Origin of the sequence: Paenibacillus aurantius, from assembly GCF_032268605.1 — a bacterium.
Lineage (GTDB): Bacteria > Bacillota > Bacilli > Paenibacillales > NBRC-103111 > Paenibacillus_AO > Paenibacillus_AO aurantius.
Genome location: NZ_CP130318.1, coordinates 2,333,003 through 2,358,941, shown reverse-complemented (window position 1 = coordinate 2,358,941; position 25,939 = coordinate 2,333,003). Strand labels below are relative to the sequence as shown.

The window sequence follows — 25,939 nt, the reverse complement described above, 5'->3', positions numbered from 1 at the left end:
TTTCCACTCCTGTTCATTCTGAAGGCAGGCCGGGCATATACATGAATTGACCAAGCCCCGCCTGCCCGCTTATGGATTCATTCCGCCCGTCCCCTGCGCACTCTTAAACCGCAAGGAGCGGCGAAGCTTCTCGTTTACCATTTCATCTAAAAGGAGACAAGCTTCCCATGCTGCATGCCATCGTCCTCCCGCTCGCCGCGGGTTTCGCCATGTTTATGCTCGGCATGAAAGGAATGGAGTTCGCGCTCCACCGCTGGGCCGGCTCCCTGCTCCAAACCGTGCTGGAACGGTTTACCCAGACCCCCGCCCGCGGCCTGCTGGCCTCCACCGCCCTTACCGCCGTCCTGCAGAGCAGCACGGCGGTAACGGTCCTGACCATCGGCCTCGTGAACAGCGGGCTGCTGGCCTTCCCGCAGACGCTCGGCATCATCCTCGGCAGCAACATCGGCACGTGCATCACCACCGAGCTGCTCGGCCTCAGCCTGCAGCAGTACGGCGTGCCGCTGCTCTTCGCCGCGGCGGCCGTCTGGGCGTCCGCCGGGCTCGTGCCGGCGCGCCTCGACTGGGCGCCGCATCTGCGCGCGGGCGCGCTTGCCGCCGCCGGCTTCGCCTGTCTCCTGCTCGGCATGGACGTCATGCAGTCGATCGTCCCCGAGCTGAAAGCCCGGGGCCTTCTGGCATGGCTCGTCCAGCGCTCGCAGGAGAGCCGGCTGTGGGGCATCGCCGCAGGCGCGGCCGTGACGGCGCTGATCCACAGCAGCGCCGCCACAATCGCTATGGCGATGAGCCTGGCCGCCGCGCAGGCGATTCCGCCGGAGCTCGGCATCGCGATCGTCATCGGCGCGAACGTGGGCACGTGCGCCACGGCCGTGATCGCGAGCATCGGCGGAAGCCGCTACGGCGGCTACGTCGCGTGGTCGCATGTGCTGCTGAACCTGGGCGGAGCGCTGTTGTTCTACCCGCTTCTGCCTGCTCTAACCACGGCGACGGCCTGGTTCTCGGAATCGCCGGCCGCCCAAATCGCCCACGCCCAGACGGTGTTCAACATCGTCTGCTCCCTTGCGGCACTTCCATTATGCTACTTGCCGGTTCTCAAAAAAATCCGGCCCGCCTGATCAATACTCGCCGATGCCCTTAACGCCGCTCACAATGGCTACACCCGAGCTCGTTCCGAGCCGGGAAGCTCCCGCCTCGATCATTCTCAAAGCGGTTTCCAGGTCCTTGATGCCGCCGGACGCCTTGACGCTCATCTCCTCGGAGACCGTGTCCCGCATGAGACGAACATCCTCGATCGTCGCTTTGCCCGGGCCGAAACCCGTTGAGGTTTTCACGAAATGGGCCCCCGCCCGTTCGGCGGCCCGGCAGGCCTCGATTTTCTGCTCGTCGTTCAGGAAACCGGTCTCCAGGATGACCTTGATGACGTTCTTCCGGAAAGTCCCTTCCACCACATGGCGGATGTCCCGTTCGACTTCGTCATAGTTGCCTTCCAGCACCAGGCCGATCGGCAGAACCATATCGATTTCGTCCGCTCCGTTGGCAATGGCCAGCTGGGCTTCGAAGGCCTTGACTCCGCTGTGGTTCGCTCCTAACGGGAAGCCGACGACCGCACTGATTTTGACGCCGGAGTCTCCCAGTATTTCTTTGCAGTACGAAACCCACTGGCTGTTTACACATACGCCGTAGAAGCGGTGCTCCAGCGCTTCCTCGCAAAGCTTGCGGATGGCCTCCGAGGTGGCGTCCGGCTTAAGCAGCGTATGATCGATATAACCCGCAATCGGATTCATTTCCATCTTAGTTCTCCTCCGTGGTAAGTCCCAGTGCCCTAAAAGCCTTCTCCAGGACCGATTGATTGTTTTCATAGCCCGACTCTTTTTGCCGGTTCCACGCTTCGTGAGGCGGGAGCCATTCCACTCCGCGGATTTCCTCCAGCTGGGCCTGAAGCTCGCCACCCAGCGCCTCCACCAGGTAATAATGCACTTCCTTATCTACGTTTCCCTTCTCAGGGGAAGTATAAGGATACCGGACCGTTTCCAGATGCTGGACAATCCTACCCCGGATGCCCGTTTCTTCTACTATTTCCCGCAGGGCGGTTTCCTCAATCGTCTCTCCCGGTTCCATCTTTCCCTTTGGGAGCGTAATAACCCCATAGCGGTCTTGAATCATTTGAATTTCGAGTCCGCCTCCCGCACCGCGGTACACCACGCCGCCTGCCGATATTTCCTGGATGCCCATCTCTTTATCCCCTTCCTTACCACCTTCAAAAAGGCTTTACACCTATCGCGGTATCTCGACGTTAGACAAAAAGTCAGCCGAGACGCAAGAAGTAAAGAAAGCTCCAATTCCTTGGAGCTTTCCCACACGATTCTAAACCGCGGCGGCCGGAGCATCGTCCAGCACACGCACCAGCGTTCCCTTGCATTCGTTCACGCCGGCTTCGTCCACCTTGACCTTCACGATCCGGCCGATCAAGTCCTCGGAGCCCGGGAAGACCAGCTGGATGTAGTTGTCCGAGTACCCCATCATGAGCCCGCTGTCCGGGGCCTCCTTGTACGTACGCTCCGGAATGACTTCGAGCACCTGGCCGACAAAAGGCTTCGCGTACTCCAGCTGCATTCTCTCGGAGAGGTCGATCAGCTCATGAACGCGGCGGTTCTTGATCTCTTCGTCCACCTGGTCCTCCATGCGGGCGGCCGGGGTTCCGGTCCGCTTGGAATAAGGGAAGACGTGCATCTCGGCAAAACGCATCCGCTTCATGAATTCGTAACCGGTGCGGAACATCTCCTCCGTCTCACCGGGGAAGCCGACGATGACGTCGGTCGTAATGGCCGCATCCGGCATGATCCGGTGGATCCGCTCGATCTTCTCGCCGTACTCCGCCGTGGTGTACTTGCGGCGCATCCGTTTCAGGACTTCGTCATGACCGGCCTGAAGCGGAATGTGGAAGTGCCGGCACATTTTCTCCGACCCTTTCAGGACGTCCAGCACCTCGTCGGTAATCTGACTCGCTTCAATGGAGGAGATGCGGACGCGCTTCAGCCCGTCCACCTTATCGAGATCCCACAGCAGCTTCGCTAGGTTGTAGTTCTCCAGATCCTCTCCGTAACCGCCCGTATGAATACCGGTCAGAACGATCTCCTGGTAGCCGGCCGAGACAAGCTGCTTGGTCTGCTCGACTACACTTTCGGGCTTGCGGCTTCTTAATAGGCCGCGGGACCACGGGATGATGCAGAAGGTGCAGAAGTTGTTGCAGCCTTCTTGAATTTTGAGGAACGCCCGGGTGCGGTCGGAGAATTCCGGCACGTCCAGCTCCTCGAACTCCCGCGTCTTCATGATGTTGCGAACCGCATTGATCGGCTGGCGCTCCGCCTGAAACTGCTTGATCAACGGAATGATCTTGTGGCGGTCCTGCGTCCCGATAACGATATCGACGCCGGGAATGGCGGCGACCTCGGCCGGCGACGTTTGGGCGTAGCACCCGGTTACCGCGATGATCGCCTCCGGATTGCGCCGGATGGCACGGCGGATTACCTGCCGGCTCTTTTTATCCCCCGTGTTTGTTACGGTACAGGTATTAATCAGGTAGACGTCGGCGGTCCGCTCGAAATCCACCATCTCGTATCCTTCGTTCTTGAACAGCTGCCAGATGCCTTCCGTTTCGTAGAAGTTCACCTTGCAGCCCAATGTATGAAAAGCCACGCTGGGCATAACGATTATTCCCCCATTTCTCCGGATTCATAGAAAAGGCACGCGAGCGCCACCATAGCAGCCGTCTCGGTGCGAAGGATGCGGGCTCCCAAACCGACGGATCGGAAGCCGGCCTCTTCCGCCTGTTCCACTTCCTGTTCAGCGAAGCCGCCTTCCGGCCCTATGGCGAACAAAACGCGAAGGGCCTTCTTTCCCTCCGCTGGTTGGCCGAGCTTTCCGGCCAGCGCCTGCTTCAGCTGGAGCCCGTTCTCCTTCTCGTAACAGATCAGTGCCAAGTCGGCTTCAGCCGCCGCCTTAAGCAGTTCTTTCCACGTTCGGGTCCCGTCAACGACGGGGACCCGGCTGCGGTGGGCCTGCTCGGCGGCTTCCTTCGCGATCTTCTGCCAGCGCTCCAGCTTCTTCGCTTCCTTCTTGGCATCGTATTGGACGACGGTCCGCTCCGACAGGAAAGGCAGGAATTTGGCCGCGCCGATCTCCGTTCCTTTCTGGATGACGGTCTCCAGCTTGTCCCCTTTGGGGAGGCTTTGGGCCACCCAAACCTCAATAGCCGGCTCTCCTGCAAAAGGAAGCTCCTCCACGATAAGGGCTTGGGCCTCCGTCTTCCCCAGCTCCTGAAGCTCAGCCAGAACGACCCGGTCGCTTCCGTTGCTGCAGATGACCTTATCTCCCGGCTGCCCTCTCATCACCCGCAGGAGATGGTGGGCGTCATCCCCCGTGATCCGGACAGATTCCGGACCGAACTGTTCGGGAGGAACAAAATAACGCTGCATGCGTATGATCACTCTTTTCTGCCAAAGTTCCAACCTTCATCTTACCTTTTTTACAGCCGAAATGCTACCCCCCGTCCTGCAGGAGCGGGCGATTGTGCGGCTTTTGCCATCCTTTTACCAAGCTTATCCGGTGGAGCGCTTATTCATTCGGACCGGCCGAAGTGCACGGGCAAGAACAACCCTCTGGTAAAAAGAATGGCGCCGGAGAAATATTCCGGCGCCAGCAGGCTTTTGGTTTAATGCTGTCTATCTTTTACCCGGTCCTCCACCGTGATCACCGGAGTCCCCGAGGTGAAGGCCTCCTTTCGGCGGCGTTACCTGCACGGTCACCTGCACGGTGCCGCTGGCCGATGTACCTGTGATCGTTGCATCGCCCGGTCGGATGCCTTTCACGAGACCAGAAGCGGATACTTGGGCAACAGCCGGGTTGCTGCTCGACCAGGTGTATTCGGAGGTCACATTCTCCGCCTCCCGGCTGCCGCGCTCCGCAAGAACGATCGCTTGTGCCCGATCCCCCATGACCAATTGGCCGGGAACGCCTGTAAAGGTCCTGCTGTCGTAAGCGCGCATTTGCGCTAGATTCAACCGGAGCAAGCGGTCCATGGAATACGAAGACATGTACCTCATGTGGTTCGAGCCGGATTCGAAATTGACATACAGGTAATCCTCGCCATCCTCGTTCCGGATAAACATATTTTCAGCTGAGGTCGGAATTTGGAGCGAGCCTGTCTGGTTAACTCCATCCAGGAACCAGACGGGAACCCCGATTCCGCCGACGGACACCTCGGTATGCTTGGAAGCCGCATCCGCGACATTCGGCATCGTATGCCGGACAATCAGGTTGTAAGGCCGTCCGAAGTTGTTCGTAAGTAGCACTTCCCCGTTATGGAACGCCACACCCTGAATTTTGTCCCCGATGCTGAGCACGTAATCCGGTACTACCTTCTGGATGTTCTCTTCCAGGAAGCTTGGCGCCGCCGCCGGGATTAGATCATCCTCTCCCAGCTTGTAGCCCGCGATCCAGGAAAGGTGGGTTTCTCCGTTCCGGTCCTGAAGCGTATGGGTCGGGCTGACGGTATAAGACGGCGGATTGCTGTACTCGCCCACCCACAGCACCCCATCCTCATAAGCCGTAAACGAAGAGTTAGTGACGACCCCGAACGAATCGGCAAATTGGACGAATCCTCCGCTCTCCGCATTCAGCAAAGCTTGAATAGGCAGGCGGTACATTTTTTTACCGGAGGAGAGCCACACGTTTTCCTTGCTGACCGCCACCCCGCCGGCATGGCCGACATAGATTGAGCCGTCGGGATTTTTCAGGTGAACGTACTTCTCGAGCAAGCCCGTCTTGGCGTCTATAACGGCCAGTGTACTCGGATCACCCGAGTAATGGTAAGCCGCGCTCAGGATCCACTCCTTGCCGTTGCCCGAATAATAAGACATTCCTTGCGGAACATGTCCTTGCACAAGGCCCGGAATGACCGGTCCTTTGCCGCCGATGTCCCATGCCTCCTGGAACCGCGATTCCGTCAAGGCGTTTGCCGGGCTCGGATCCCGCTCGGTCTGGGTCATGATCGCATAGTCGGGGGTAACCGTAACCGCGGCTTTCGCCGATTCGTTCCCCGCCCGGTCGACCGTGCTAAGCTCGAATTTCACTTTTACTTTACCCGGCAGAGCCGGCATTTTGTAGGACGTGGCCGATGCGGGGAGCGTCAGCTCGTATTGGCCGTTCATATAAAGGCGGTAGCCCGCCAAATCCGCTTCCCCGTTCGGCTGCCAGCGGACGGTCGCCTCTCCGGCGCCCGGTTCGGCTGTAAAGCCGGCAGGCGCGGCTGGAGCGGTCGTATCGCTGTTTGCGGCCTGCGGCACCTGTGAAGCATCCACCATTCCCGGTGTAGCCGTCTGCTGGATTTCGGCCTGGCGCATGCCCGTTCCGCCGAACATCGGATAGGCGTAAGAGATGCCTTTTCGCTCCAGGAATTGTCCTGCCTTATAGGAAGCGGTCACGATGACGGTTCCGTCGGGTTCGACGATGTCGATGGTTCCTCCGCCGTTGGTAAGGCCGCCGGCCCCGTCCCCGAGCACAATTGACGACTCCGGCACGTACTTGTCGGTCTGGAAGCCGAAGTAGGAAAAGTTGAAGCCTTCCTTGTTCAGATAGCCGAGTCCGTTCGGACGAACCCAGAACTCCAGCGTCTGCTTCGGCCCGATGACCGTAGGCTGGCGGAACGTCCAGGACCAGTTCTTCGTTGCATCGTCGGGCTGGGTAAACCGTACCGTCTTGCCGTTCAGGTCAACAGGCACCTGACGCGGATTATACAGCTCGATGAATTCGAAGGCATCGTATACATCGCGCGCGTCAAGCGGCTCCGTATTCCACGTATCCGGTACGATCTCCGTCAAGAGCAGAGCCGGCATCGAGCTTTCTGTCGGAGTAACCGTCACCGGCTCGGTAAGGACCGACTCTCGTCCGGCCGTATCGAGTGAGCTGATCCGCACTGTGATGGGAACCTCGTTCTCCAGGCCTTCGATCACCGCTTCAGCGGCCGGCATAAGAACCTTCTTGCGTACCGTACCGTCTACATACACGTTGACATAGGCAACGTCCTGTTCGAGGGAGCTGCTCCAGGTGACCTTGACCCCTCCCACCCCTGCGGTCACCTGGACGCCGGTTGGAGCAGACGGCAATGCCGTATCCGCCGGATCGGGCGTCCGCTGAACGGGATATAGGTATCCGGGATTGGTCGGCCTACTGAAGCGCTCGATCGATTCCGTGCCGAAAGCGGGGTCCGGAATGAAGTTCGCGCTGATGCTCTCTCCGACATCCTGAGGCTGGTAGGTAGCGGAGCTGATCACCGTTTTATCCGGATCCAGGAATTGAACGCCGCGGGCCGCCGTATTGGCCATTCCTCCGTTGACGATGACGTATAGTTGGTCCTCTGTGATCGAGCTGCCGTGAGCCTGGTTGAACTCGGCAAGACCGACCTGCTGCACATTTGTGTTTTTGAACCAGATCACGAAGGGAGACCCCGGCGGAACAATCTTGTCCTCCGTAATCGGATATTTGTAAACGGTCGCACCCGCGACATAGTTCAACTGGTAGCCCTTAAGGTTAATAGGCGTCGAGGTATTGTTATACAGCTCGATGAATTCGAAAGCGTCCGTTCCGCCTGTTTTGTAATCCACGTTTTTGGTGTCGGGCGCCATCTCGGTGACCAAGAAAGAAGGAGCGGCCTGCGGAATCTGCGTAACAACCGCCGGCTGCGCGGATACAAGACCCGCCTGGTTAACGGCATAGACGGCGAAGGTGACCGGTTCTCCATTGGTCAACCCATCGGCTGTGTAGGTGGTGCCCGTCACGAGACCAGGCTTCTGCACCCCGTCCTGGTAGAGACGGTACCCCACGACGTCGCCCTCTGGAGCGGGGTCCCAGCTAAGGAGAACGGCTCCGCTGCGGGGCAGCGCCTGAAGGCCGGTCGTGTTGGACGGGAGAACCGGGATGCCCGCTATTCCGCGAAACGCGGGGGAGGCGGGCGAAACATTCCCATCCCCGTACAGAGTGGATACGGTAAACGTATAGTCTTTTCCGTTCGTCAAGCCGCTGTACGTGTAAGCAGGCTCCGTAACGGAAACGGGAGGCAAGCCTTCGCGGGAATAAATCCGGTAACCGGTCACGGCCGGATCGTTCGCCGGAGTCCAGGAGAGTGTCAGGCTGTGGTCTCCCCCGGCTGCAAGCAGGTCGGACGGCGCCAAGCCCGGCACCTCCGCCTGTAAGACGCGGCCCGGCGTAGCCTCTTTGTTGCCTCCGTTATGGACCATTGTGATTCCGGAGGCCGGCTGGCGGAACGAGATCCCTTTGTTCTCAAAGGTATCGTCGGTTCCGTTCACGAAGTAGGTCGCGGCAACCAGATCGCTGCCTTCCGGGTTGGCCAGGCTGATGGTGATGTCTTTTTGCGTCGAGCTTCCGTTATACAGTCCCGATACGTTCTGCAGAATGGTTATCCGCTCATCCGGCAGCTGTTCACTCGTCAGCTTGTAATTCGCCCGGAACTTGTCGCGGGTCAGATTCAAGCCTGAAATTGTGGAATTCTGCGTCCAGACCAGTATACTTTCACGCGGGGGAATGACGGCGTCCGCTCCCAGGACGCCTTCCCATTGGCTGGTGGTATTCGGAACCCTGCCTTTAAGCTTATAGCCGGCCAAGGAGAGCGGGGCGTCCGTTGCGTTGTACAGCTCCACGTACTCGTACCCGTCGTTGCTGCTTTCATTGGCCGTGTCCGGCACCAGCTCCGTAATCAGAACGGCCGGTATAGAAGCTTCAGCCGATGCGGAAACGATCGGCCATCCCGCAGCGGCGGTCGTGGCGACGAGCGACAGAACGACCGACTGGGCGACGGTTTTCTTCCATTTGCGTTTCATAGCCTTCCTCCTCGTAAATGATTGCGTATGTAGAGGCAACAAAAAAAGACAACAAAAAAACTCAGGTACCGCCTGCTTTCCGGAAATGGCTTGCCAAATCAATCGTTTCCGGTGCTGCAGATAGGATTCCTGGGTTCTCTCAATGTCTCCACCCATACGGTTTTCCTATGGATAACCGGTATCTTGATGAAACCGGTTACATCATTCCCCTCCATTATGTAGGTAAATCTTGCAAATTGCAATACCCAATTTAGCCGTTCGCGATAGAGAGGAGAAAGAATCACCACAGGATGACCGAAAAAAAAGCTGACGCGGGTGATTACCGTCGCCAGCTTGCCTGATTTATAACAGGACCCGAGCCCCGGGTCCCTATTCCGCTCATCTAGGAAACCAGATCGATGGTCACCGGACCGAAGATGGCCTGCAGAATGTTATGCATGACGCCGGCGAGAGGCCCCACCAGCGTGAAGATTTGCCCCAGGGTGCTGCTGTATAAGGGAGGGATAAAGAACATAAGCAGGAACAGAAAAACGACCCACTGCTCATATTGCTGCACCACAAGCCGGGTGCGCAGCGGCAGAAAATCCTGAAGAATGCGGTAGCCGTCAAGCGGCGGCAGCGGCAGCAGGTTGAACAAGAACAGAACGAGATTAAGCTGGACAAAGCGCTCCAGAAACAGCAGGGAAGCGGAATGTACACCCGGGTTCATCGATTGAAAGACTCCGAAGTACCCAAGCAGGTAGACGAGCAGGAACCCGAGAAAAGCCAGAATGAGATTAGCGAGCGGACCGGCAAAGGAGACGAGAATACCCATAAGCCGGGGCTTGCGGAAGTTGCTCCTTTTGATCAGCACGGGCTTAGCCCAGCCGAAGCCCAAAAGGAAAATAAGAATCGTCCCCAGGACATCCAGATGGACCATAGGGTTCAGCGTCACCCGGCCCATCGACCGGGGAGTCGGATCCCCGAATTTGTCCGCCACATAGGCGTGAGCAAATTCGTGAAAGGTGAACGCAATGACCAGAACAAGCAGAATAAACGGAATCTCGTCAATGGGATAGCGAAGAAGTCCGCCCAGATTATCCACCGTTCACCTGCGGCTTTCCCGCCACCAGGGCGACCCAGTCCCCATCCTGGAACCGGTCCTTCAAAGTGAAGCCCGCCTTCGTCAGCGCCTCCGTGACGACCCGCTCCTTACTTTCGATAATCCCCGACGCAATGTAGGTTCCGCCCGGCTCCAGTGCCTCGAATACGTCCTCCACGAAGAGCAGGATGATCTCGGCCAGAATGTTCGCCACGACCACCTGCACCGGCATGGTTACCCCAAGGTCCTCACCGTTTTGGCCGTTATCCCGAAGCGCCTGCAGCAGATCGCTCAAGCGTACGGTCACCTGATTCTCCAACCCGTTCAGCTTGGTATTCTCCTCGGCGCTTGAGACGGCGACCGGATCCAGATCCAGGGCGAGCACATGCTTCGCCCCGAGCTTCGCGGCGGCGATGGCCAGAATCCCGGAGCCGGTACCCACATCGATCACTTCATCACCCGGACGAACCACCTTCTCGATGGTCCGCAGACAAAGCGAGGTTGTGGCATGGGTCCCCGTTCCGAACGCCATGCCGGGATCCAGCTCGAGAATGATCTCTTCGGCAGAGGCCTCGTAATCCTCCCACGTCGGCTTGATCGTCAGCCTGTCGGTAATCCGGATAGGCTTGAAGTACTGCTTCCAGGCGGTCGCCCAATCCTCATCGTCCACATCCTTCAGCTCGTAAACGGGCTCTCCCGTGTCGATGCTGTACTCCGCCAGCTCTTGAACCGACTGCTTCAAGCTTGCCAGAACGGTGTCCATGTCCGTTCCCTCGGAGAAATATCCCTGGATGACGGCTCTTCCCTCCGGGATGTCATTAAGCGGGCGTTCGTACCATTGGCCGAGCGACGTATCCCTCTGCTTGTTAAGAGTACCCGATTCCTCTATCGAAACCCCGCCTGCCCCTAGCTCATGGATGAAATTGGAAATCATCTCGATCGCTTCCTCGGTTGTATGAACCGTTACTTCATGCCAGCGCATGCTCATCCTCCTATAGTTACCAACAAGGTAAACCCGTATTATGGCTAACGGGCATAATAGACTCATTGTACTATAGGTGCCTGCGGGGAGCAAAGGTGAGGAATGGCGTGAAAGGCCGCCTCCGTTAAGCTTTGACGGGCGGTGGACAAATCTTTACTCAAACGCTCAATCGCCGCCTTTTATCGGGTGCTGACCGTCCTGCACCGCAGCGGATTGTTCTGACCTAGACGGCAAAAAACCCAACCCGCCGGATTCCGGCAGGTTGGGTTTCGTTTAACAAGATGGAAGGCCTACACCAGGCCCCCCGCTTCTTCAATCTGCTTGAGGGCCTGTTGATGAATGCCGTCCGGGACGATGGCCGTCAGCACAATGTTTCGTCCGCTCGGCTCCCCTTCTCCTCCGTCGCTCATTCCACTGGCGCTGGGATGCGCCGCGAGCAGGATGCCCGTGCTGCGCGAGGATACGGGGGTATCCAGCGTCAGCCCGGCCAGGCTGGTCACCTCTCCCGTCAACGGATTAACCGTTCCGTCCACGGCTTCCCCCGGCGTCAGGCTGAACGTATCGACGCTGACTTCCTCGGCTCCCATCCCTTTCAGGCGATCCGCCATGGCCTGGGCCTCTTCGGGTGCGTGAAAGTAAGCCAGAATGTTCTTGGTCCCCATGTCAGCCCTCCTGTCTCTGGTCCGCGGCTTCGGCCCGTTCGGCCGCCTCCCGGTCCTCCTCGTCGGCCAGCGCCTCCGAATACTCCACGTCCTCGTTATGATCAACCGGCAGCTTGCCGGTTTCGCTTTCGCGGGATTCACGGTTCATGGTATGGTCCTCCTCAATGGGGTAATTTTGCCTTTATAGCTTTCTCCGCATCGGGCCAACTCATACAGGAGGAGCGGACGGGAACCCGAGGCTTATAAAAAAACCTGCTATCGTCGCATCGCGAGAATAGCAGGTCCGGGTTAATCGCCCAAGAATGCTTTTTTCATCCGTTCAAAAATGGATTCCTGCTGCTCATGGGTGTTTTCCCCGTTCAACTTGGAAAACTGCCGCAGCAGATCCTTCTGTTCATCCTTCAGGTTGGTCGGCGTGACCACGACGACTTTCACATGCTGGTCACCTTGCCCATACCCGCGCAGACGGGGAACCCCCTTGCCCTTCAGCCGGAAATAGGTGTCCGTCTGGGTACCCGGCGGAATCTTCAGCTTGACCTTCTCGGTCAGCGTCGGAATCTCGATCTCGTCTCCGAGAGCGGCCTGGGCAAAGGTCAGAGGAACCTCGCAATAGATGTCATCGCCCTCGCGCTCAAAGAAATCGTGAGCCTTCACGCGAATGACAATGTACAGGTCTCCCGGTGGGCCCCCCTTCGTCCCGGCTTCCCCTTCTCCCGACACCCGGAGCTGGGCTCCTTCGTCAACGCCGGCCGGAATTTTGACATGAATCTTGCGCTGGGTCTTCACTTTGCCCGCGCCATGGCACTCGCCGCATTTCTCTTTGATGATCTGACCCTGGCCGTTACAGGTCGGGCAGACGCGGCGGTTCACGATGCGGCCGAAAGCCGTATTCTGGATAACCTCCTGCTGGCCCGTGCCTTTACAGGTGCCGCACGTATCCGGCTTCGTCCCGGGCTTCGCTCCTGACCCGTGACAGCGGGAGCAGGTCTCCGTCCGCGGGATGGTGATATCCGTTTCCTTGCCGAACACGGCTTCCTTGAACTCGATGGTCATCGTGTACTGAAGGTCGTTCCCGCGCTGAGGTGCGTTAGGGTTGCGCCGCTGCCCTCCCCCGCCGAAGAACATATCGAAAATATCGCCGAAGCCTCCAAAATCGCCCGCGCCTGCGCCGCCGAAGCCGCCCTGGTTCGGATCCACATGACCGAACCGGTCATACGTGGCCCGCTTCTGGTCATCGCTCAGGACGTCGTACGCTTCCTTCGCTTCCTTGAACTTCTCTTCCGCATCCGGGGCCTTGTTGACGTCGGGATGGTACTGGCGCGCCAGCTTGCGGAACGCTTTCTTGACTTCATCCTCCGAGGCGTCCTTGCTGACTCCGAGCACCTCGTAATAATCGCGTTTACTCACCTGTTCACTCACCGCCTAAAAAAAGTCCCCTTGCTTCCTTACAAACGTAAACCCCGACAAGCGCCGGGAGCCTGACAGGCCCAGCCGGCGGGTGTTGGGGGATGATGGAAACGGCTTATTTCTTCTCTTCGTCGTTAACGACTTCGTAATCGGCGTCCACAACGTTATCCTTCGCTTTGCCGCCTTCGGCTCCGCCTTGGCCTTGAGCCGCTTGTGCCTGTTGGGCAGCCTGCTCATAGAGCTTAACGGACAAGCCTTGAACGATTTCGGAAAGCTCCTCGGCCGCTTTGTTGATGGCTTCGATGTCGTCGCCTTCGAGCGCCTTCTTCACTTTCTCTTTCGCCTCGTTCGCCTTGTCGATGTCGGCTTGGTCCACTTTGTCGCCCAGGTCCTTGATCGTCTTCTCAGTCGTATAAACGAGCTGGTCGGCGGAGTTGCGGGCCTCTACCGCTTCCTTACGCTTCCGGTCTTCGTCGGCATGCGCTTCGGCATCCTTCATCATGCGTTCCACTTCTTCGTCCGTCAAACCGCCGGAAGAAGTGATGGTGATGTTCTGGCTCTTGCCGGTGCCTTTATCCTGAGCGGATACGTTCACGATCCCGTTGGAATCGATGTTGAACGTAACCTCAATTTGCGGGATTCCGCGCGGAGCCGGAGGAATGTCACCCAGCATGAAGCGGCCCAGCGTTTTGTTGCCGGAGGCCATGGAGCGCTCCCCTTGCAGAACGTGAATTTCTACGCTCGTCTGGTTATCGGCATACGTGCTGAAAACTTGGGACTTGCTCGTCGGGATCGTCGTATTGCGCTCGATCATCTTCGTGAACACGCCGCCCGCCGTTTCGATTCCGAGGGACAATGGCGTGACGTCCAGAAGCAGAACGTCCTTCACATCCCCGGTCAGAACGCCCGCTTGAATGGCGGCGCCAAGGGCAACGACCTCGTCCGGGTTAACCCCTTTGTGAGGGTCTTTGCCGGTCAGCCTCTTGATGGCTTCCTGGACAGCCGGGATCCGGGTCGATCCGCCGACAAGAACGACTTTGTTGATGTCATTCGCTGTGAGGCCGGCATCGCTTAGCGCTTGACGGGTCGGACCGAGCGTTCTTTCCACAAGGCTTGCCGTCAATTCTTCAAACTTTGCACGGGTCAGGTTCATTTCCAAGTGCTGGGGAACGCCGTCTACCATGGTGATGAACGGAAGGGAGATGGTCGTCGTCAGAACGCCGGACAGCTCCTTCTTCGCTTTCTCGGCGGCATCCTTCAGACGCTGAACCGCGGCTTTGTCTTTGCTCAGGTCAACGCCCTGCTCTTTCTTGAACTCGGCCACCAGGTAGTCCATTACCGCTTGGTCGAAGTCATCTCCGCCCAGGTGGTTGTCCCCGCTTGTTGCCTTAACTTCGAACGTTCCGCTGTCGAGCTCGAGAATGGATACGTCAAACGTACCGCCGCCCAAGTCGTAAACGAGGATCGTTTCTTCGGCATCCTTCTCCAAGCCATAGGCCAAAGCCGCTGCCGTAGGCTCGTTCACAATGCGGAGAACTTCAAGACCGGCAATTTTACCGGCGTCTTTGGTTGCCTGGCGCTGGCTGTCGTTGAAGTAGGCCGGTACTGTGATAACGGCCTGCGTAACCGGGGAGCCCAGGTAAGCTTCGGCGTCCGCCTTCAGCTTCTGCAGAATGATAGCGGAAATTTCAGGAGCCGTGTATTCCTTGTCCTCGATCTTCTCCTTGTGGGTCGTTCCCATATGGCGCTTGATCGAGCTTACCGTACGGTCCGGGTTGGTGATCGCCTGGCGCTTCGCGCTCTCGCCTACGATGCGCTCCCCGTCCTTCTTGAAGCCTACAACGGATGGGGTGGTGCGGTTTCCTTCCGGATTGGGGATAACGACGGCTTCGCCGCCTTCCATTACGGCCACGCAGGAGTTGGTGGTCCCCAAGTCAATCCCGATAACTTTACTCATGGTATGGTTCCTCCTTCGAATAGGTGCTGTCTCGCTATAGCTCCCGTTTCCGGCGGGATTATTCTTGCCGCTTGCTACATGCTTACTTTAACCATAGCCGGACGCAGGACTTTGTCCTTCAGGACATAGCCCTTCTGTACTTCCTCGACCACGATGCCTTCTCCGTGCTCTTCGGACTCTACCTGCATGATGGCTTGATGGAAATCCGGATTGAACGGCTGTCCCACCGTTTCCATCGCCTGCAAGCCTTCGTTCTTCAGTACCTGCTCCAGCTGGCGGGCGGTCATTTCGAGTCCCTTCAAGAGAGCTTCGAAATCCTTCGTTTCCTTGGAGGAGGTTAGGGCGCGCTCGAAGTTGTCCACGATCGGCAGCAGCTGCTCGATCACCTTAGCGGAAGCGTACTTGGCGAAATCCTCTTTTTCCTGCCGGGAACGGCGACGGAAATTATCGAAATCCGCCTGCGCGCGCAGGAAGCGCTGCTGATGCTCTTCGACCTGCTTGCGAAGCTCCTCAAGCTCGGCGGCTTGAGCCGCGCTTGCGGACTGTTCTTCGGGAACGTTGTCTTCCTTCGTTTCCTTATCCAAAGCCTCGGCAGTTTGCTCCGGTGTTTCTTCCGGTTGAGGCGTGTTCTGTTCTTCTTGGGTTGGCTGGGAATCGGATGGGTTCGATTTCAACGTCTGTTCACCTCCTTAGCTAGGCTCGTCAGCCTGAATGTGTATCCCTCAGGGGCGGGAAGTCCGCATCATTCGGCCTGCGGCTCCGCCCCCTGCTTCATCTTAATGACGGTGTGTATCCGTAAAACGGCGGCGGCTACTTCCCCGGCTGCCTGAATCGCATGAATCTTCACCGGCGCCGGATCGATCACCAGCGCCTCGATCATGTCCGTGAGCCGCCCGGTATCGCAGTCGATCCCGAGCGTATCGCTCCCGGCGGCCGCTTGAGCGGCGCGCGCTTCCTCGACCTTCTCCAAAGGGTTGAAGCCGGCATTGATGACGATCTGCGCGAGCGGCTTACGCAGCGCTTGGCTGACCGCATCAAGGCCGAAGCCCTCCAACCCTTTGACGGTCTCGCGGAAGCGTTCGAGCTCCCGCGCGGCCGCGAGCTCCGCGGCGCCGCCGCCCGCGACGCAGCCGCCGCGCACCGCCGCTTGGACGGCCGAAGCGGCGTCCTTCGCGATGCGCGAGCGCTCGCCGGCGACCTCGCGCGTGCTGGCGCCGACGACGACGGTCACCGCGGGGGTGCCGGCGCCGTCGGCCAGCCGCACGCGCTCGAGCACGCCGTCGAAGGCGATGCGCCCGGCGCGGCCGAGCGACGCGGCGAGATCGCCGGCGCTCTTGCGCAGCGCGGTGCGGCGCAGCGGCTTGGCCGCGGTGAAGGCGGCGAGGCGCTGCAGGTCGCGGCGCGGGACGCGCGGCAGCAGCATGATGCCGCGGTCCGCGCAGAACTGCTCCGCCTCGGCGCCGGCTCCGCGGTCCAGCGCGATGAGCCCGACGCCGAGCTCGGCGAGCTTCTCGAGGTCGGCGAGAAACTGCTCGCGCATCGCGGCGTACGCGCGGTAGCCGGCCTCCGTGCCGAGCACCTCCTCGTCGGGCCTTTCGGCCTCGAGCGGGTCGAGCAGGAGAAGCACCCGGCTGCCTTCGACCGGTCCTTCTTCCTCCGAAAGCGGCAGCTTGTTCAGCAGAAGACCCGGCCATACTTCACTGCGCCCCCGGTCTACCGCCGTAACGGCATCCGCAAAGCGGAAGCGTTCGTCCTTAAGCTTCTCAGCTCCGAGAAGTCGGGCCGCCTGGACCACCAGGCCGGCGATGTCCTCGTGCTCCCGCCCCGCTATGTAAGCGATCCGGCTCAAGACCGGATCGTCCGGTCCTTCGACGGGACGGGACCGGCCGGCTATCGCCTCAGCGGCGAACTTGATGCCGAGCTCAAGCCCGGCCACCACCTTGGCCACGGGAACTCCTTTGACGACCTGGGCGACCCCTTCACTTACGAGGGCGCCCGCCAGTACGGTGGCCGTCGTGGTGCCATCGCCGATCAGGGCCTGCTGGGAGCGGGCCACCTGAACGAGAAGCCGGGCCGCCGGGTGCGACACGTCCATTTTCTCCAGGATGGTGACACCGTCATTCGTGATGAGCACGTCTCCCTGCTGACCGACGAGCATCGTGTCGAGCCCTTTCGGGCCGAGGGTGCCTTCAACGGCGGAGCAGATCGCCCGGACGGCTCCCGCATTGTTCAGAAGCGTCGCGTGCCGGTCTTCTCCTTCGACATTGCCCTGCTTCGTATTCATAAGGCGGGTATCCTTTCCTCGGGTGTCACGCGCCCGCTATTTGTACCAACGGCCGAGAATGTGGGTCATGTCTCGGGACAAGTGGTCCAGGAGGCTCATGACTTTCGCGTATTCCATCCGCGTGGGGCCGAGTATGCCGATCGTTCCGAGCGATTGCCCGTCGATCGAATAGCTCGCGGTGATCAAGCTGCAGTTGCTCATTGCCTCCACCTGGTTCTCGCTTCCGATCCTTACCTGTATGCCTTCCGGCAGAGAGGTAAACAGCTTGACGAGAGCCGGCGTCTCTTCGAGCAGGTCGAGAATATGCTTCACCTTGACTACGTCCTTGAATTCCGGCTGATCCAGCATTTTGGTCGTTCCGCTCAGGAAGATCCGGTGTTCTTCTTCCCCTTCAAGGACATTCTCCATGACCTTCATCAGCTCTTCGTAACCTGAAACATACCTTCCCAGCTCCGCCCCAATCTCGTTATACAGCTTGGAGCGAAGATGCAGAAGCGGGACGTTCGCCAGCCGGGCATTGAGAAGGTTGACCATTTTCTCGACTTCCGACATCGGAATGCCTTCCGGCAGCTGGACGGTCTTGTTCTCGACATGCCCGGTGCTCGTCACGATGATGGCCACCGCCGTCCGTTCGTTCAGCGGGATGATCTGGAGGTGCTTCAGCGTGGTGTTGAAGAGCTCCGGTCCCATGACGATCGACGTATAATTGGTCATCCCCGAGAGAATGGAGGCCACGTGCTGGATCACCTGTTCCATCTCCTGCATTTTCTCAGCAAAAAAAACCTTCATCATATTCAGCTCGCCGCTGGACAAGGTTCCGTATTTGAGCAGATGGTCGACGTAATACCGGTATCCCTTATGGGAAGGGATCCGTCCGGCCGACGTGTGCGGCTGCTCCAGGTACCCGAGCTCCTCCAGGTCCGCCATCTCGTTGCGGATGGTGGCCGGGCTGAACCCGACGTCCCCGCGCTTCGATATGCTGCGGGAACCGACCGGCTCGGCGGAGCGGATATAGTCGTCGACTATCGCGCTTAATATCGCCTTCTGGCGTTCCGTTAACATCTTAACCCCTCCCGAAAGCCTTCCTAATGGAAAACTGACATCGTGTACCATTGGGTCGTCTCTGCTATAGATCGTTAGCACTCTTCTTTAATGAGTGCTAAGCGATACTACAAAAATACCAAACCCAAACATTGGTTGTCAAGTCAATCCAACCGTTTGAGTACGGCAATTTCGTCGCAGCAATCCTGCTTTTTGCAATGGACGCAGTCCTTCCAGACCTTCTCCGGAAAAATCTCCTTAGGCACAACCGTGTAGCCGATTTTTTCAAAGAACGCGACCTCATAGGTCAGCGCCATCACCTTGGGAATGCCCATTTCGCGGGCTTCTCCCTCCAGGAAGGTAACCAGCTTCCGGCCGATGCCCATTCCTTTGTAGCCGTCCGTGATCCCGAGGGAGCGGATTTCCACGAGCTCCTTGCCCAGCTGGCAGAGCGATCCGCAGCCGACCATCTTACCGTCCACTTCCGCCACCACAAAAGTGTCTAATGTATATTTGAGCATTTCCTTGGAACGGGGCAGCATGATCCCTTTCTCCGCATAGCCTTGAATAATCGCTGCCAGGGTCTCCAGGTCGCCTTCTTCCGCTTTCCTGCATGTCACGGTCATGTTGATCATCTTGATCCCACCTATATAATCATGAAATAGTCATTCGAATATGACAAAGTCCACTTTTCCCATTTGGCGAAAAATGGACTTATGAATAAATATACAACAGGACGAATAAACGCTCAAGACAAAATTCCAATAAACTCCCCGAAAACTTCATTCCCGAGAAGAATTCCGCGGTCGGACAGCCGGACCCCTGACTCCGTTTCCGTCAGAAGGCCAACGGCGGCCAGCTTGTCGATTCTCTCACCGAAAACCGAACGGATGCTCTGCCCGCCAAATTGCTCGCGGAAATCGGAATCGCTCACTCCCTCCAGCATCCGAAGGCCGACCATCATGAAGTCCTCCATCGCTTCCTGGCGGCTCACTTCATTGACCTCCAGGCGGGGCAGATCCTTCCGGGTGGCATCGATGTACGGCTGCACGCCCTTCACGTTAATATGGCGGAGACCGTTCCAGTAGCCGTGGGCTCCGGCCCCGAGCCCGTAGTAGCTGCGGTTTTTCCAGTAGGTGATGTTGTGCCGGCTTTCATAGCCCGGCCGGGCGAAGTTGCTGATCTCATACTGGCCGTAGCCGGCGCCTTTCAGCCGCTCCATGATCAGGAGGAACATCTCGATCTCTTCCTCCTCCTCCGGCAGCGGCAGCTGGTTGCGTTCGTACAGCGTATGGAACAGCGTGTTCTCCTCCACCTTGAGGCTGTAGATCGAGTAATGCTTAAGATCCAGAGCGAGCGCCGCGTCGAGCGTCCGGCTCAGGATGTCCACCGTCTGCCTCGGCAGGTTGAACATCAAATCGATGGACAGGTTCGTAAAGCCGACCTTCTGGGCCGTCTCGATGCTCCGGTAGACATCATCGGTATTATGAATGCGTCCGATGGCTTCCAGCAGAGCATTGTCGAAGGACTGGACGCCGAACGACAGGCGGTTCACACCCCCCGCTCTCATGACCGACAGCTTCTCTTCATCCGTGGTACCCGGGTTGGCTTCCATGGTGATCTCTATGTCATCCGCCTGAGTCGGGAAATAGGTCCGGACCAGACGGAGAAAATGTTCCATTTGATCGGGAAGCAGAACGGTAGGTGTCCCCCCGCCGACGAAGATCGTCTTGATGGTATCGGGAGGGACGGCCCTGACAGTCCGCTCCATCTCCCGTTCAAGGCCGTCCAAATAATCCATGACCGGCTGTCCCTTCAGGACAAAGGAATTGAAATCGCAGTAGTGGCATTTGTTCGTGCAGAACGGGATGTGAATGTACACCGCTTCCGGTGATGGGGTTCCCATGGAATGACCTTCTTTCTATGCTAAAAGGCAGGAATGCTAAGATTCCTGCCGGCTTGGTTTACTTTTAATTGGTGTTGCCGATTATTCATCAAGCTTGAGGACCGCCATAAACGCTTCCTGCGGAACCTCCACGCTGCCCACCTGCTTCATGCGCTTCTTCCCTTCCTTCTGCTTCTCGAGAAGCTTCCGTTTACGGGAAATGTCTCCGCCGTAGCATTTGGCGAGGACGTTTTTGCGCATGGCCTTAACGGTCTCGCGGGCGATGACCTTCTGGCCGACGGCGGCCTGGATCGGCACCTCGAACATCTGCCGCGGGATCAGCTCGCGAAGCTTCTCGCAAATGATCCGGCCCCGGTTGTAGGCCCGGTCGCGATGAACGATGAAGGAGAGGGCATCCACCTGCTCGTTGTTCAGCAGAATGTCCATCTTAACAAGATTGGAACGCTTGTAGCCGGACAGTTCGTAATCGAAGGAGGCGTACCCTTTCGTGTTCGATTTGAGCTGGTCGAAGAAATCATAAACGATTTCGGACAGCGGCATGTCATACGTCAAGGTAACGCGGTTCGAATCCAAATATTCCATGTTCAGGAAGTCTCCGCGTTTGCCTTGGCAGAGTTCCATGATGGCTCCCACATAATCGTTCGGTACGATAATGGCGGCCTTTACATACGGCTCTTCCACATACTCGATGCGGCCGACCTCCGGGTAGTTGGAAGGATTGTCAATCTCCATCGTTTCCCCGTTGGTCAGCGTAACCTTGAAGATTACGCTTGGTGCCGTCGTAATGAGCGGAATGTTGAATTCCCGCTCGATCCGCTCCTGGATGATTTCCATATGCAGCAGCCCGAGAAATCCGCAGCGGAAGCCAAAGCCTAGGGCCGAAGAGGTCTCCGGCTCGTAGCGGAGGGATGCGTCATTGAGCTCCAGCTTTTCGAGCGCTTCGCGCAGGTCGTTGTAGTCCGAGGTTTCGATCGGGTACAGCCCGCAGAAAACCATGGGGTTAATCCGCCGGTAACCGGGAAGCGGCTCGGGAGCCATGTTCTTGGCGTCGGTGACCGTATCCCCTACCCGGGTGTCCTTTACGTTCTTGATGCCCGCCACAATAAAGCCGACATCCCCGACATTAAGCTCGTCAACGATCCCCATGCGCGGCATAAACGCCCCCACCTCAATGACCTCGAAGGTTTTGTTCGTGGCCATGAAATGAATCTTGGTGCCGGATTTGATGGAGCCGTCCATTACCCGTACATAGACGATAACGCCCTTGTAGGGATCGAAATGGGAGTCGAAGATGAGCGCCTTCAACGGCTTGTCCGGATCTCCCGTCGGAGCGGGAACCTTCTTGCACACCTGCTCCAAAATGTCCTTGATGCCGATGCCCGCCTTCGCGGAGGCCAGCACGGCCTCGCTGGCATCCAGGCCGATTACGTCTTCGACCTCCTGCTTGACGCGCTCCGGCTCGGCGCTCGGCAGGTCGATTTTGTTGATGACCGGCAGGATTTCCAGGTTATTATCCAGCGCCAGGTAAACGTTAGCCAGCGTCTGGGCTTCAATCCCTTGGGCCGCATCCACGACGAGCAGCGCCCCTTCGCAGGCCGCAAGGCTTCGGGAAACTTCATAGGTGAAGTCCACGTGTCCCGGGGTGTCGATCAGGTTCAGAATATATTCTTCGCCGTCATCGGCTTTGTACTTCAGTCTGACCGCCTGCAGTTTGATCGTGATCCCGCGCTCGCGTTCGAGGTCCATCTGATCCAGCACCTGCTCCTGCATTTCCCGGGAGGTCAGCGCCCCCGTGAATTCCAGGATCCGGTCCGCCAAAGTCGACTTGCCGTGATCTATATGGGCGATGATCGAGAAGTTTCTGATTTTGCTTTGTCTCTCCCGAATGTCCGTCATTCCTTACCTCCGCAATTCACAATAAGAGTAATTATAGCAGGTAGCGGAGGCGGCATCAATGAGCGCTTGCCGCGGACTACTCCAGAAGGACATTGAAGACCGAAACGAACCAGCCGAATACGGCAGCGGCCGTCCGGCGGAGAGCATCCCCGATCTTATTGTTCAGCCGGTTGAGGAACGAATCGTTATCGGCTTCTTCGTCACCGGATATGGAGGCCATAGCCGGAACGGCAGCCGGCTGCTTCCCCGCCGCCGGGGCGGTTGCCTGGGAGGCCGGAGCCGGTTTGGAGGCAGGCGTCTTGGGGGTTGCCGTCGGCTGCGGAATTTCCTTGGGCGCCGGGGTATGCACGGGAATCCGAACCCCGCTATGGACGGCCGCGGGCCCCGGGTCCTTCCCCTTGGCCGCCATATCCACCCCGAAGAAGATTCCGAAGCCCAGCAGCAGCGAGAAGATCACGAGCTTGGCGGTAAAATGTTTCATGCTCTTCTCCTCTCTAGCTTTTGCTCTTGGCATCGGCCGCCGGAGCATTTACTTTCTCGGCGTCCCAGTACAGGTCCGCGATCACCTTGGCCATCACGTCGGCCGTCCGGTAACACTCCTCGAGCGTGTTGTAGGGGCCCCCAATTTCGATCAGCACGCTGTTCGGGGAAAGGGACTGGTTGTATTCGGCATTGCCGTCCCGGGCGGTCTTGCCCCAGATGCCTTTGGACAGTCCGGGCATCGTCTGCTCGAGCTTCTCCTGAATTTGGGAGGCGAAATGCTCGTTCTTTTCCCAGTTCGGGTTCTTCTGGCCGATGATGAAGAAGACTTGGGCGTAATCCTGGCCGTTGATCGTCGTCGTCGTCTTTTTGCGGTCCTCCGAATCCCGGTGGAGATCGAAGACGAATTTAATATCCGGATTAGCGGCAAAGGCCTCTTTCACGGTTTTTCCCGAATATTTGTAGGAATAAGCAAAAGAAAAGTCCTTTTCGATAGCCGTATAGTCCTGGTTGTAGCTGACCGCCCCTACTCCGAGTTCCTCGAGCTTGTCCGCAAGGCGCTTCCCTACCTGGGTAATGTTGACCTTGGCGTCGTAGGCGCTGTTCGGGTCCTTGATCCCGAGCTCCGGAAGGAACGACTCGCGGTTGTGCGAGTGATAGATCATGACCACCTTCTTGCCGTCCGTCGATTTCTTGGGAGGAGCCGGGGTAGCGGTCGGGCTGGGCTGAGGAGTGGGCGATGGGCTCGGCTGAGTACTGGCCGCTCCCCCGTCCCCGCTCGAATTGGGATCCTTCTGAATGGGAGGCGGATAATCCTGCGGGCCTCCGTCCGGATCGGTGCCGCTTGTTTTGCGAAGCAGGTAGGGAGCTTCCCCGGCAAGCCCCGGAACCTCGTGGGCAAGCATCGTTTTGGGATCGCGGGGGTTAATGTCGGTCATCACCCGGAACACGAAGCGCAGAATATTGGTCTGCGAGAAGGTCGATTGAATGCGGTCTTCCTGTACATGGGGCACCTCCAGCCCGATGATATCCATAAAAAAATCGCTGGACAGCGAAGCGGCTATTCCTTTCATAGAGGAAGCGGGAGAACTCTTCCATCTCGCATTCCCGTAGCCGGCCAGACCGAGAAGAACAAATAAGAGAAAGGTGCTAGTGGAAAGAATAAGAAACGTTTTACCCAGCACCCCCATATTCTGAACGAACTTGCGGATTCGGCTCAAATCCAAAGTAAAGGCGGTCCACTTCATCGTTTGATTCCTCCGTTCCTCGATTGCCGTCTAATAATCTATCTAATAGCAATCTATGAGCCGGCCGGATTCGATAGAACCTCCTTTCTAGTAAAAGAAAATGCAAAAAAAACCGGAAGGGCATAATTCCCCTCCGGTTATCGGCGTCTGCCGGAAGCGGCCTCGGTCAGCCGGTCTTCCGCTTCTCTTCCACGTATCCTTTTATCGTTTCCCGCACGTCGGTAAGCGCCGGGACGGTATAGAACGCACCTTGCGGCTTGACGTTGATTTCCATCATGTTATACTGCCATTCGGTCATGGCCGGAATGTAGATAGCATGAATGCCGGTTTCCAGCGCCGGAATAATATCCGTCCGGATCGAATTTCCTATCATCCACGTTTTGGACCGGTCGAAGCCATGGTCCGTGAGGATCCGCTCAAGGGAGGCGGTCGTTTTGTGCTGGCGGATAAAGATCCGGTTCCCGAAAAATGTCTCCAGCTTGAAGGCTTCGACTTTACGCTGCTGGATGGCGGCCACCCCGCCGGTATATAAATACAGCGTATGGCCATCCGCCTGAAGCTCCTCCAGCGTCTCTACCATATAGGGATAGGGCTCCACCTCGGCCTCATAGACCGATTTGCCGATCTGGAGCAGCCATTTCTTCTCTTCCTCGTTCTGGGAGCGGCCCGTCATCTTGGCAAAGTGCTCATACGTTTCGACAAGAGACTGGGGAAAATGGTCCTCGGTGAACCCGAATTGGCTCACGCCAATGGTATCGATTTCGAGCTGCTTGTCCTCGAATTCTTTCGGATCGATCCGGTAGGAAGCGAACCAGGTGGTCATCTGGTCCTTAAACTGCTCCAGCACCAGATCGAAATATTTGTTGCAGTGAATCAGGGTGTCGTCCATATCGAATAGGATTAACTGCCTCTCCATGGGCGCTCCTCCTTCTTTCCAAGATTAGGTTTCATCTATACTAGCAAATTCTATTCCAAAAAACAAAAGAAGTTCGGACAGGCTGTTCCGTTATTTCCTGATAAAAAGAGGACGGCCGGCAGCCGCCCTACTTCGGATATCCGGTTACTGCTCCCTGACGACTCCCGACTTGGTCCTCAACTCCCCATTGGAAGGACCGATAAGGTTGCCCGCCGATCCGCTGCTCGTGCTTCCTCCGTAGGCACCGGTCCCCGAGGTAGCCGGGAATAGCCGGGAAGCCAACGCATTGAAAATTTCCACCTGCCCGTTCAGCCCCCGGATGCTCACCTCCGGTGTCGTGTAACGGGTCAGCTCCCGGAAGAACTCGGGATTGGCCGTTACGAACACATGCTGAAGGTGGGGACTGCTTAACGAATGCACCTTCTTCACGATCCGTTCCCGGATGGCATCCGGCAATCCGCTGTGATTCATTCGGGGTCCTTGATTGTAATAATCGTAGGAATTCCCCACGATTCCGCTTAAGGTATCGTGTCTCGCATCCAGTCCGCTGGGGGCGCCTCCGCTGCCCTCCGCTTGTCCGGCCGGCACCAGGCTTTTGGCCGCCTCCTCCTCCAGCTGGACCGCTACATAAACGGAGGTATCCGTCACAACCGCGTGGGCTGCTTTAACCTCGGGCATTTCGGCAATCTTGCCGGAGAGGTAAGGACTCAGCTCCATGCGGGTGTTGCGGTGCATAAGCCGGGGATCCATCCCGGTCGGGTTCTTTTCGGAGCCGTTCTGCTCCGCAGCCCCGAAGCGGTTGGTCGTCCCGGGGGAATACCCGCCCTGATACCCATCGTTGGTCGGATTGGCTCCCCCGGTCCCCAATGGGGAAATGCCTTTGTTGCTGGTACCTCCCATGCCGGTGGAATTGCGGCTTTCGGAACCGCTGCCGACCCCGTTGCCCGCCATGTTCCCTGTTCCGTCCTTGTCTCGGATCATTGTCGTGCCCTTATAATAATGGCTCCTTACTCCGTTTTCCGGCGTGTATCGGCTTCCGCCGTCATTCGCCGTCCCGTTGGGCGTATCGTCGCAGCCGGCTGCCGCAAGCAGAAGCAGCCCGGCCGCGGCGGAGCGCCAAAATCCAATTTTCATGAGTGCAGCCTCCTTTGGGGTTGATGCTCCCCTTAGGATGGGCTGCCTCCCT

Annotated in this window: 22 protein-coding genes; 1 reads left to right on the top strand and 21 read right to left on the bottom strand. The window is 58.0% G+C overall.

Features of this window, described 5'->3' with window-relative positions:
• The first annotated feature begins 167 nt into the window (after window positions 1-167).
• Window positions 168-1,115: a Na/Pi cotransporter family protein gene (locus tag MJA45_RS10620; RefSeq protein ID WP_315607227.1), complete on the top strand. Its 948-nt coding sequence runs from the start codon at window positions 168-170 to the stop codon at window positions 1,113-1,115.
• Here MJA45_RS10620 and deoC read toward each other — a convergent pair whose 3' ends face one another.
• From deoC to MJA45_RS10515, 21 genes are all read right to left on the bottom strand, one after another.
• Entirely contained in the window at window positions 1,116-1,790 is a 675-nt protein-coding gene (gene deoC, locus MJA45_RS10615; RefSeq protein WP_315607226.1) for a deoxyribose-phosphate aldolase, read from the bottom strand. It lies immediately after the preceding gene.
• A gap of 1 nt (window position 1,791) precedes the next feature.
• The gene (locus MJA45_RS10610) at window positions 1,792-2,232 is read right to left on the bottom strand and encodes an NUDIX hydrolase (protein WP_315607225.1); all 441 of its coding nucleotides are present in this window, start codon (window positions 2,230-2,232) and stop codon (window positions 1,792-1,794) included.
• Window positions 2,233-2,364: 132 nt separating this feature from the next.
• The gene (gene mtaB / locus MJA45_RS10605) at window positions 2,365-3,705 is read right to left on the bottom strand and encodes a tRNA (N(6)-L-threonylcarbamoyladenosine(37)-C(2))-methylthiotransferase MtaB (protein WP_315607224.1); all 1,341 of its coding nucleotides are present in this window, start codon (window positions 3,703-3,705) and stop codon (window positions 2,365-2,367) included.
• Between the two features lie 5 nt (window positions 3,706-3,710).
• Window positions 3,711-4,475 carry a 16S rRNA (uracil(1498)-N(3))-methyltransferase gene (locus MJA45_RS10600; RefSeq protein ID WP_315607990.1) on the bottom strand — a complete coding sequence of 255 codons (765 nt, stop codon included), beginning with the start codon at window positions 4,473-4,475 and terminating at the stop codon, window positions 3,711-3,713.
• A 246-nt stretch (window positions 4,476-4,721) separates the two neighbouring features.
• A complete protein-coding gene (locus tag MJA45_RS10595) occupies window positions 4,722-8,894 on the bottom strand; it encodes a lamin tail domain-containing protein (RefSeq protein ID WP_315607223.1) in 4,173 nt (1,390 codons plus the stop codon).
• A gap of 382 nt (window positions 8,895-9,276) precedes the next feature.
• Window positions 9,277-9,978, bottom strand: a complete 702-nt coding sequence (locus MJA45_RS10590; protein WP_315607222.1) for a site-2 protease family protein — start codon at window positions 9,976-9,978, stop codon at window positions 9,277-9,279.
• The gene (gene prmA / locus MJA45_RS10585) at window positions 9,971-10,957 is read right to left on the bottom strand and encodes a 50S ribosomal protein L11 methyltransferase (protein WP_315607221.1); all 987 of its coding nucleotides are present in this window, start codon (window positions 10,955-10,957) and stop codon (window positions 9,971-9,973) included. The genes MJA45_RS10590 and prmA overlap by 8 nt, the downstream gene beginning before the upstream one ends.
• A 290-nt stretch (window positions 10,958-11,247) precedes the next feature.
• Complete coding sequence (locus tag MJA45_RS10580; RefSeq protein ID WP_315607220.1) at window positions 11,248-11,619, bottom strand: hypothetical protein; 372 nt, start codon at window positions 11,617-11,619, stop codon at window positions 11,248-11,250.
• Between the two features lies 1 nt (window position 11,620).
• Window positions 11,621-11,767 carry a YfhD family protein gene (locus MJA45_RS10575; RefSeq protein WP_315607219.1) on the bottom strand — a complete coding sequence of 49 codons (147 nt, stop codon included), beginning with the start codon at window positions 11,765-11,767 and terminating at the stop codon, window positions 11,621-11,623.
• A 140-nt stretch (window positions 11,768-11,907) separates the two neighbouring features.
• Window positions 11,908-13,026, bottom strand: coding sequence for a molecular chaperone DnaJ (gene dnaJ / locus MJA45_RS10570; RefSeq protein ID WP_315607218.1), 1,119 nt, complete (start codon window positions 13,024-13,026; stop codon window positions 11,908-11,910).
• A 115-nt stretch (window positions 13,027-13,141) separates the two neighbouring features.
• A complete protein-coding gene (gene dnaK / locus MJA45_RS10565; protein WP_315607217.1) occupies window positions 13,142-14,983 on the bottom strand; it encodes a molecular chaperone DnaK in 1,842 nt (613 codons plus the stop codon).
• A 74-nt stretch (window positions 14,984-15,057) separates the two neighbouring features.
• Entirely contained in the window at window positions 15,058-15,657 is a 600-nt protein-coding gene (gene grpE / locus MJA45_RS10560; protein WP_407083121.1) for a nucleotide exchange factor GrpE, read from the bottom strand.
• 68 nt (window positions 15,658-15,725) lie between these two features.
• Entirely contained in the window at window positions 15,726-17,267 is a 1,542-nt protein-coding gene (locus tag MJA45_RS10555; RefSeq protein WP_315607216.1) for a TCP-1/cpn60 chaperonin family protein, read from the bottom strand.
• Window positions 17,268-17,303: 36 nt separating this feature from the next.
• Window positions 17,304-18,329 (bottom strand): heat-inducible transcriptional repressor HrcA, encoded by a 1,026-nt coding sequence (hrcA, locus tag MJA45_RS10550; protein WP_315607215.1) that lies wholly within the window; start codon window positions 18,327-18,329, stop codon window positions 17,304-17,306.
• Window positions 18,330-18,472: 143 nt separating this feature from the next.
• The gene (locus tag MJA45_RS10545) at window positions 18,473-18,934 is read right to left on the bottom strand and encodes an N-acetyltransferase (RefSeq protein ID WP_315607988.1); all 462 of its coding nucleotides are present in this window, start codon (window positions 18,932-18,934) and stop codon (window positions 18,473-18,475) included.
• A gap of 122 nt (window positions 18,935-19,056) precedes the next feature.
• Window positions 19,057-20,214, bottom strand: a complete 1,158-nt coding sequence (gene hemW / locus MJA45_RS10540) for a radical SAM family heme chaperone HemW (protein WP_315607214.1) — start codon at window positions 20,212-20,214, stop codon at window positions 19,057-19,059.
• Between the two features lie 81 nt (window positions 20,215-20,295).
• Window positions 20,296-22,110: a translation elongation factor 4 gene (lepA, locus tag MJA45_RS10535; protein WP_315607213.1), complete on the bottom strand. Its 1,815-nt coding sequence runs from the start codon at window positions 22,108-22,110 to the stop codon at window positions 20,296-20,298.
• A 76-nt stretch (window positions 22,111-22,186) separates the two neighbouring features.
• Window positions 22,187-22,591 (bottom strand): hypothetical protein, encoded by a 405-nt coding sequence (locus tag MJA45_RS10530; RefSeq protein WP_315607212.1) that lies wholly within the window; start codon window positions 22,589-22,591, stop codon window positions 22,187-22,189.
• Between the two features lie 13 nt (window positions 22,592-22,604).
• The gene (gene spoIIP / locus MJA45_RS10525) at window positions 22,605-23,837 is read right to left on the bottom strand and encodes a stage II sporulation protein P (protein WP_315607211.1); all 1,233 of its coding nucleotides are present in this window, start codon (window positions 23,835-23,837) and stop codon (window positions 22,605-22,607) included.
• 166 nt (window positions 23,838-24,003) lie between these two features.
• Entirely contained in the window at window positions 24,004-24,753 is a 750-nt protein-coding gene (locus MJA45_RS10520; protein ID WP_315607210.1) for an HAD family hydrolase, read from the bottom strand.
• A 144-nt stretch (window positions 24,754-24,897) separates the two neighbouring features.
• Window positions 24,898-25,887, bottom strand: coding sequence for a YhcN/YlaJ family sporulation lipoprotein (locus MJA45_RS10515; protein ID WP_315607209.1), 990 nt, complete (start codon window positions 25,885-25,887; stop codon window positions 24,898-24,900).
• Between the last annotated feature and the right edge of the window lie 52 nt (window positions 25,888-25,939).

Coding starts and splice junctions, on each gene's coding strand:
- MJA45_RS10620 (WP_315607227.1), top strand. CDS start 168: ATGCTGCATGCCATCGTCCTCCCGCTCGCCGCGGGTTTCGCCATGTTT.
- deoC (WP_315607226.1), bottom strand. CDS start 1,790: ATGGAAATGAATCCGATTGCGGGTTATATCGATCATACGCTGCTTAAG.
- MJA45_RS10610 (WP_315607225.1), bottom strand. CDS start 2,232: ATGGGCATCCAGGAAATATCGGCAGGCGGCGTGGTGTACCGCGGTGCG.
- mtaB (WP_315607224.1), bottom strand. CDS start 3,705: ATGCCCAGCGTGGCTTTTCATACATTGGGCTGCAAGGTGAACTTCTAC.
- MJA45_RS10600 (WP_315607990.1), bottom strand. CDS start 4,475: ATGCAGCGTTATTTTGTTCCTCCCGAACAGTTCGGTCCGGAATCTGTC.
- MJA45_RS10595 (WP_315607223.1), bottom strand. CDS start 8,894: ATGAAACGCAAATGGAAGAAAACCGTCGCCCAGTCGGTCGTTCTGTCG.
- prmA (WP_315607221.1), bottom strand. CDS start 10,957: ATGCGCTGGCATGAAGTAACGGTTCATACAACCGAGGAAGCGATCGAG.
- MJA45_RS10580 (WP_315607220.1), bottom strand. CDS start 11,619: ATGGGGACCAAGAACATTCTGGCTTACTTTCACGCACCCGAAGAGGCC.
- MJA45_RS10575 (WP_315607219.1), bottom strand. CDS start 11,767: ATGAACCGTGAATCCCGCGAAAGCGAAACCGGCAAGCTGCCGGTTGAT.
- dnaK (WP_315607217.1), bottom strand. CDS start 14,983: ATGAGTAAAGTTATCGGGATTGACTTGGGGACCACCAACTCCTGCGTG.
- MJA45_RS10555 (WP_315607216.1), bottom strand. CDS start 17,267: ATGAATACGAAGCAGGGCAATGTCGAAGGAGAAGACCGGCACGCGACG.
- hrcA (WP_315607215.1), bottom strand. CDS start 18,329: ATGTTAACGGAACGCCAGAAGGCGATATTAAGCGCGATAGTCGACGAC.
- MJA45_RS10545 (WP_315607988.1), bottom strand. CDS start 18,934: ATGACCGTGACATGCAGGAAAGCGGAAGAAGGCGACCTGGAGACCCTG.
- hemW (WP_315607214.1), bottom strand. CDS start 20,214: ATGGGAACCCCATCACCGGAAGCGGTGTACATTCACATCCCGTTCTGC.
- lepA (WP_315607213.1), bottom strand. CDS start 22,110: ATGACGGACATTCGGGAGAGACAAAGCAAAATCAGAAACTTCTCGATC.
- MJA45_RS10530 (WP_315607212.1), bottom strand. CDS start 22,591: ATGAAACATTTTACCGCCAAGCTCGTGATCTTCTCGCTGCTGCTGGGC.
- spoIIP (WP_315607211.1), bottom strand. CDS start 23,837: ATGAAGTGGACCGCCTTTACTTTGGATTTGAGCCGAATCCGCAAGTTC.
- MJA45_RS10520 (WP_315607210.1), bottom strand. CDS start 24,753: ATGGAGAGGCAGTTAATCCTATTCGATATGGACGACACCCTGATTCAC.
- MJA45_RS10515 (WP_315607209.1), bottom strand. CDS start 25,887: ATGAAAATTGGATTTTGGCGCTCCGCCGCGGCCGGGCTGCTTCTGCTT.